Origin of the sequence: uncultured Microbacterium sp. (assembly GCF_963521645.1) — a bacterium.
In the GTDB taxonomy this organism is placed as follows: domain Bacteria; phylum Actinomycetota; class Actinomycetes; order Actinomycetales; family Microbacteriaceae; genus Microbacterium.
In genome coordinates, this window is record NZ_CAUQVQ010000109.1 from 1 (window position 1) to 6,876 (window position 6,876).

General features: G+C 68.1%; 6 protein-coding genes. 4 read left to right on the forward strand and 2 right to left on the reverse strand.

Translation table 11 applies throughout. The annotated features are described in order from the left end of the window. Positions 1–7: 7 nt before the first annotated feature. Positions 8–820 (reverse strand): alpha/beta fold hydrolase, encoded by an 813-nt coding sequence (locus RWO82_RS14545; protein ID WP_314428245.1) that lies wholly within the window; start codon positions 818–820, stop codon positions 8–10. A 166-nt stretch (positions 821–986) separates the two neighbouring features. On the opposite strand from RWO82_RS14545, the gene RWO82_RS14550 reads away from it, so the two are divergent. The 3 genes from RWO82_RS14550 to RWO82_RS14560 all read left to right on the forward strand — a co-directional run bounded on the left by RWO82_RS14550 (position 987) and on the right by RWO82_RS14560 (position 4,386). Next, positions 987–1,619: a TetR/AcrR family transcriptional regulator gene (locus RWO82_RS14550; RefSeq protein ID WP_314428246.1), complete on the forward strand. Its 633-nt coding sequence runs from the start codon at positions 987–989 to the stop codon at positions 1,617–1,619. Positions 1,620–1,945: 326 nt separating this feature from the next. Beyond that, on the forward strand, positions 1,946–2,233 hold the full coding sequence (locus tag RWO82_RS14555; RefSeq protein WP_120230127.1) for an HU family DNA-binding protein: 288 nt from the start codon (positions 1,946–1,948) through the stop codon (positions 2,231–2,233). Between the two features lie 134 nt (positions 2,234–2,367). Further along, on the forward strand, positions 2,368–4,386 hold the full coding sequence (locus tag RWO82_RS14560) for a cytochrome c oxidase assembly protein (protein WP_314428247.1): 2,019 nt from the start codon (positions 2,368–2,370) through the stop codon (positions 4,384–4,386). A 28-nt stretch (positions 4,387–4,414) separates the two neighbouring features. On the opposite strand, the gene RWO82_RS14565 is transcribed toward RWO82_RS14560, so the two are convergent. Then, the gene (locus RWO82_RS14565) at positions 4,415–5,488 is read right to left on the reverse strand and encodes a hypothetical protein (RefSeq protein ID WP_314428248.1); all 1,074 of its coding nucleotides are present in this window, start codon (positions 5,486–5,488) and stop codon (positions 4,415–4,417) included. A gap of 57 nt (positions 5,489–5,545) precedes the next feature. Between RWO82_RS14565 and RWO82_RS14570 the strand changes: the two genes are divergently transcribed. Next, positions 5,546–6,876: AAA family ATPase (locus RWO82_RS14570; RefSeq protein WP_314428249.1), on the forward strand; the 1,331-nt coding region annotated here is incomplete at its 3' end.

Genomic DNA, 6,876 nt, shown 5'->3' on the forward strand with positions numbered 1-6,876 from the left:
GGGTGCCTCAGGAGTGGGAGACGGCCCAGTCCAGGGCGTAGTCGGCGATCTCCTCCCAGCCGTCCTGGCTGACGAGACGGTGGGTTCGGCCCGCATACTCCTTGCGCTCCACGATCGCGGGGCTGCCGGTGGAACGGTACTTCTTCTCGATCGCGCGGACGATGGCCGGCGGCACCACGTGGTCGATCTCGCCGGCGATCAGCAGCAGCGGTGCGCGGTCGGCTCGGGCGTAGTCGACGTGGGTGACGCCGCCCTTCTCGTCGAGCACCGAGGTCACGCCCTCGAAGAAGACGCGGTTGTAGGAGTTGACGGCGTACTCCTCCCACAGGACATCGGATGCCGCGCGCGACAGGTCGTTGCCGAACGTGAAGTGGAAGTGGCGCTTCGAGAGCGGCTTGGCACCGTTGCGAGCGAAGGGGTTCGAGAGGATCGGCGTTCCTGTCCAGAGGGTCGAGAGCGGCAGTGCGGTGACGCCGGCGGTCTGTCCGGGGGCGACGCCGACGTAGGCGGCACCGAGGCCGCGGTCGGCGAGCATCTGCGTGAGCACTCCGCCGAACGAGTGGCCCATGATGATCGGCTTCACGGGGAGTTCGCGGATGATGCGCTCGTAGTGGTCGGCGATCTGCGCCAGGCCTATGCCCTCGAGCGCCGACGGATCGCGGCGGATGTCCTCGACCGAGCGGTCGTCGATGCCGGGCCAGCCGGGCACGATCACCTCGTGACCGCGCGCGCGGAAGCGTTCGGCCCAGGTGTCCCAGCTCTTCGGCGTCATCCACAGTCCGTGGATCAGGACGATCGGGGTCTTCTCGGTGGTGCTCATCGACTCTTCTCCTGTTCTGCCCCGCCCGGTGCGGCTGCGTTACGATGATGGTAGACCGAACGTTCTATCTATCGCAATCTATTCCCGAAGATCGAGAAGTGCATCGACACCGGCGCAGTCGTGGTCCTGATCGCGTGCGTCGGATGACACGATGAGAGGGATCACCATGGACACCACCACCGACACGACGACGCCGACCCTCTCGGGCACCCCGACCGCCGCTCCGGCGCCGAAGCGACCGAGCGCCGCGCGCATCCGGCTGATCGACAGCGCGACCCGCCTCTTCTACGAGGAGGGCATCCATACAGTCGGCGTCGACCGCATCATCGACGAGGCCGGGGTGACGAGAGCCACTCTGTACAAACAGTTCGGCGGCAAGGAGAACCTGGTCCTCGCGTATCTGCGCAACGAAGACGAGATCCTGCGTGGGCTGTTCGCCGACGCAGGGGCGGCGGTGGCGGATCCGGCCGACCTGGTCGACGCGGTGATCGACGGCATCGCCGCCGACATCCGCCTGCGGCACACCCGCGGATGCCCCTTCATCAACGCGGCCGCGGAGTACCCGGATGCCGAGGGCGCGGTGCGGCGGCTGATCGACGAGCACCGGGAGTGGTTCCGCTCGACTCTGCAGACCGTCGCCGAACAGGCCGGCCTGGAGAGTCCCGCCGATGTCGCCGCATCCCTCGTGCTGCTGCGCGACGCCGCGCTCGTGGGCGGGTACCTCGACGGAGATGAGCGGGTCACACCGGCGTTCGAGCGCACTGCCCGGGCGGTGGTCGCCGGTCACCGCCCGCGCTGAGATCGGCTCGACCACCGGCGACCCGTGCGGACCGGCGCGCTCGCAGCGAAGGACATCTCTCACAACGAAGGACCGGATGCCGAGTGCGGCCCTTCGTTGCGCGAGATCTCCTTCATTGCGCGTGATCTCCGCCGCTCGGAGGGTGCCTCAGGCGCCACTTTCGTCACATCTGCCCCACGACACGCCGCCGAAAAGCCCAAAACCCGCGAAATGACGCGGAAATGTCGGTCAGCGTTGATACATTCGAGGCGGTCACTCGACCAACGGGGGGCAGTCGCCCTCCGCACCACAACGATGCGACGGTATCCTCGTCGCTGGAGGATGACATGGCTGACAAGTCCATCACCAAGACCGAGCTCGTCGCGAGCATCGCTTCTGCCACCGGCCAGAGCCAGGCCACCGTCTCGGGTGTCCTCGACGCGCTGTTCTCCTCGGTCTCCGACGCTGTTGCCAAGGGCAGCAAGGTCTCGATCCCGGGCTGGATCTCGTTCGAGCAGGTCGACACCGCAGCTCGCACGGGCCGCAACCCCCAGACCGGCGCCGAGATCAAGATCCCGGCCGGCAAGCGCGTCAAGGTGACCGCTGGTTCCAAGCTCAAGGCTGCCGTCAAGTAAGACTGCACCTCTTCGAAGGCCGCTTCCGACTCGTCGGGGGCGGCCTTCGTGCATCCCTGAGAACGCGCCACGTCGCCGCGAAGCCGGACCCGCAGACGGGCGAGCGGTCAGCCGCCGCGGCATAGGCTGGAGGGGTGACCTCCCTCGCCGTCAAGACCCGCACGAACCCCGCGTATCGGGTGATCGGTCTCGCGATCCTGGCGGGGGCCGGCGTGATCGGGGCGGTCGTCGCCCTCGCGCTCGGCGGCGGTGCGGCGCCCCTGCTTCTGGGCGACCCGGGTCCCGCGGTGCGGTGGGCGATCCCGATCGTCAAGCTCGCCATGAACATCTCGGGTGCTGCGATGCTCGGCTCCCTCGTGCTCGCGCTGTTCGCGCTGCGCAGTGAGCAGAAGTCCTTCGACATCGCCCTGAACACCGCCTCGATCGCGGCGGCCGTCTTCACGGTGACCGCCGGTGTGAGCGCGTTCCTCGCGCTGGTCGCGGCCTTCAACCCCCAGGTCAGCGCCGACCGCCAGTTCGGTGAGCAGCTGGGGTTCTTCCTGCTGCAGACGGCGCTCGGTCAGTCGTGGCTGATCACGACCGTCATGGGGTCCGTGATCACCGTGCTGGCGTTCGCGTGGCGCACGTGGACGCCGACCCTGATCACCGCGCTGCTCGCCGCAGCATCCTTCCTCCCTCTGGCCACCCAGGGGCACTCCGGCGACCTCGCGGGGCACACCGTGGCCGTGAACTCGATCCTGCTGCACACGATCGGCGCCGCCGTCTGGCTGGGCGGACTCATGCTCGTGGTCATCCTGCGCGATCGCTCGGGCGTCGGCACCACCGCTCTCGTCAGCCGGTATTCGAGCCTCGCGATCGCAGCCTTCGCGGTGGTCGCAGTATCGGGGCTCGCGAGGTCGGTGGTCGCTCTCGGCGACATCACCGACCTGCTGACGCCGTACGGGGGCATCCTGATCGCGAAGGCCGTGCTGCTCGTCGGCATGGGGCTGCTCGGTGCCTGGTACCGCATCCGACTGATCCCCCGCCTCGAGGGCGCCAACGCGTCGCGCTGGTTCTGGATGCTGGTGCTGTGCGAGGTCGCGCTGATGGGTCTGGCCTCGGGTGCGGCGGCAGCCCTCGCCCGGACGCCTCCGCCGACCGGCGAAGAGGCGGCCTTCGTGCAGACGCCGGCCGAGAACCTCACCCGATCGGCGTTGCCCCCGGAGTTCACGATCGACCGCTGGTTCACCAGCTGGGACATCGACATCCTCTGGCTGGTCGCTGCGGGCTTCGGACTGTTCCTGTACCTGGCCGGCGCGCGCAGGCTCCGCGCGCGCGGCGACCGGTGGCCGATCCACCGCACCGTGTTCTGGGTGCTGGGAATGCTGCTGCTCATCTGGGTGACCTGCGGGCCGATCAACGCGTATCAGGAGTACCTGTTCAGCGTGCACATGCTCGGGCACATGATGCTGTCGATGGCGATTCCGCTGCTGCTCGTCTCGGGAGCGCCGATCACCCTGGCGCTGCGTGCCATCCACAAGCGTGACGACGGCACCCGGGGCGGCCGCGAGTGGATCATGTGGGCGGTGCACTCGCCCTTCTCGCGGGTCGTGACACACCCGTTCGTCGCAGCGGGCATCTTCATCCTGTCGCTGTGGGCCTTCTATTTCACCGATCTGGTGCGCTGGTCGATGTACGAGCACCTCGGCCACGAATGGATGGTCGCGCACTTCCTGATCTCGGGCTACCTGTTCGTCATGAGCCTCGTCGGCGCGGATCCGGTGCCGTACCGCCTGCCCTACCCCGGTCGGCTGATCACGCTGATCGCCATCATGGCCATGCATGCGTTCTTCGGCGTCGCGATCATGATGCAGGAGGGGCTGATGGTCGCCGACTGGTTCGGGTCGATGGGGCGCACGTGGGGCCCCGACCCGATGGAGGACCAGTACATCGGTGGCGGCATCGCCTGGTCGATCGGGGAGATCCCGACCCTCATCCTCGCGATCACGGTCGCGATCCAGTGGAGCCGCAACGACACCAAGCTGCAGAAGCGCCGCGACCGGCATGCCGATCGCACGGGAGAGGCCGAGCTCGAGGAGTACAACGCCCAGCTCGCAGCCCTCGCCGATCGCGATCGCCGCGAGGCCGAACGAGCGGCCGAGCAGGCGCACTGAGCTGCGTGCGCCGTGTTGCCGGGGGTCGTCAGCCGGCCGGGGGCGCCGGATCCGGCGAGCCGACGCGGATAGACGCCGATCCGTCGGGAAGGATCGTGACCGACCCGTTCACCTGGAACGGCACGTCTTCGGCGATGGCCTGCACCTTGCCGTCGAACAGCGAACGGATCTCGACCTCGACGTGCGCCACGGCATTCGTCGGCGGGATCTGCCAGTGGCCGCCGTCGGGGGTGACGGTGACCTGCGGCTGCGCGGCGATCGACCACTTCGGCAGCGAGGCGAGTCGGTTCGACACCTCGAGTCCGAACGGGCACGCGGTGGGTTGCAGGACTTCCTGCTCGGTGCAGGTCAGGAGGAACTCCTCCACGCGCTGCTGCACGACCGCCACGAACTCGTCGGTCGGCTCGGTCTGCAGGTCGACGGGGGTCGTGGCGAGCGGGGAATCGGCGAGCACACCGACTCCGGGTGATGCGGAGATGGGGGTGTCGACGGTGACGGAGTACAGCCCGGGGGTGAACACGAGCATGGGCAGCGGGTCGAGAGGAGCCGCGTCGATCCCGGCCACCGAGATCTGACGACGGTCGACCTCGAATCCGTTGACGGCGAACTGATCGGCACCGCGCAGCGTGAGCTCGACGACGGCGAGCGGACTCGCGGTGAAGCGCCAGTTCGGCGTCACGCCCGCCCAGCCGTCCTGCGCGATCGAGAAGGTGGTGCGACCGGCGTTGCCGCCGGCCCTGTACGAGACGGTGACGGCGGTGGTCTCGCCGTCGGGCTCCTCGGAGACGACCTCCACGTCGGTGAGCGGTGCGAGTGCGGCACCCCGCAGCATCGCCTCGGATGCGGTGGGGTCGATGCCGGCGATCTCGAGCGTCTCACGGTCGACGGCGACGCCGGGAATCCGCAGAGCATCGGCCGCGCGTCCTTCGGACAGCAGGTCGAGGTAGCGGACCACGAACGCCGAGGGTCCGTAGAACTGCTGATAGAGCGTCGCGCCACCGGCTGCGAGGGCTGCCACGAGCATGAGCCCGATGACGGACAGCATCGCGAGGTCGGCGATGAGCCGCGAGCGCCGGGGCGCCTTCGACTCGACTCGCTGCATGGCGTCAGTCTAGGAGTGCGTCCTGGGACGATGCCGAGCGCGACGTAGCATGGAGACGTGTCGCTACCCGCCCTCTCAGACGAACAGCACGAGCTGTTCCGACTGATCGAGGACACCAGCGAGCACGTCTTCATCACGGGTCGCGCAGGCACCGGCAAGTCCACCCTCCTGCAGTACTTCTCGTGGAACACGAAGAAGCAGATCGCGATCTGCGCGCCCACGGGCGTCGCGGCGCTGAATGTCGAGGGGCAGACGATCCACTCGCTGTTCCGACTGCCGATCGGCCTGATCGGTGATTCCGACATCGACCAGAACGACAACACGCGCCGCATCCTCAACGCGATCGAGACCCTCGTGATCGACGAGATCTCGATGGTGAACGCCGACCTGATGGATGCGATCGACCGCTCCCTCCGCCAGGCGCGCGGCAAACGCGGCATCCCGTTCGGCGGAGTGCAGATCGTCATGTTCGGCGACCCGTACCAGCTCGCGCCGGTGCCGCCGCGCGGCGATGAGCTGCGGTACGTGAAGGATCATTACCGGTCGTTCTGGTTCTTCGACGCCAAGGTGTGGGCGGGCCCCTGGAAGGACGACGACCCCGACGCTCAGGCGGGCGACGGACTGTTCGTGGTCGACACGCGTGCCGAGCTGCACGTGCGGGAGCTCGTGCACATCCACAGACAGTCCGACGACGGCTTCAAGGCGATGCTGAACGCGGTGCGCTACGGCCGGGTCACGGCGGAGATCGCGGGCGTGCTCAACACGCAGGGCGCGAGGACGCCACCCGATCCCGAGCCCGGCGAGGTGCCGATGATCACGCTCGCCACACGCAACGACATCGTGAACACCATCAACAGCAGGCACCTCGCCGCACTCCCCGGCAAGGAGCAGACGGCGAAGGCCGAGGTGAGCGGAGAATTCGGTCGCGGGGAGGCATCGCTGCCCGCGGAACCCGAGCTCAAGCTCAAGATCGGCGCTCAGGTGATGTTCCTGCGCAACGACACCTCGATGTCGGGGGAGCCGCCGCGATGGGTGAACGGCACGATCGGCACGGTCATGCGGATCCTCGGCGAGACCGTGCGCGTCGAGATCGACGGCGACGAGGTCGACGTCGAACCCGCGGTCTGGGAGCGGTTCCGCTACTCCTACGAACCGGCGACCAAGAAGCTCAGCCGTGACGTCGTGGCGGAGTTCACCCAGTTCCCGCTGCGGCTCGCGTGGGCCGTGACGATCCACAAGTCGCAGGGCAAGACCTACGATCGGGCGATCATCGACCTGGGGGCCGGGGCTTTCGCACCGGGGCAGACCTATGTGGCTCTCTCGCGCCTGACGTCGATCGACGGCCTGTACCTGTCACGCGCGCTGCGTCCGAGCGACATCCGCGTCGA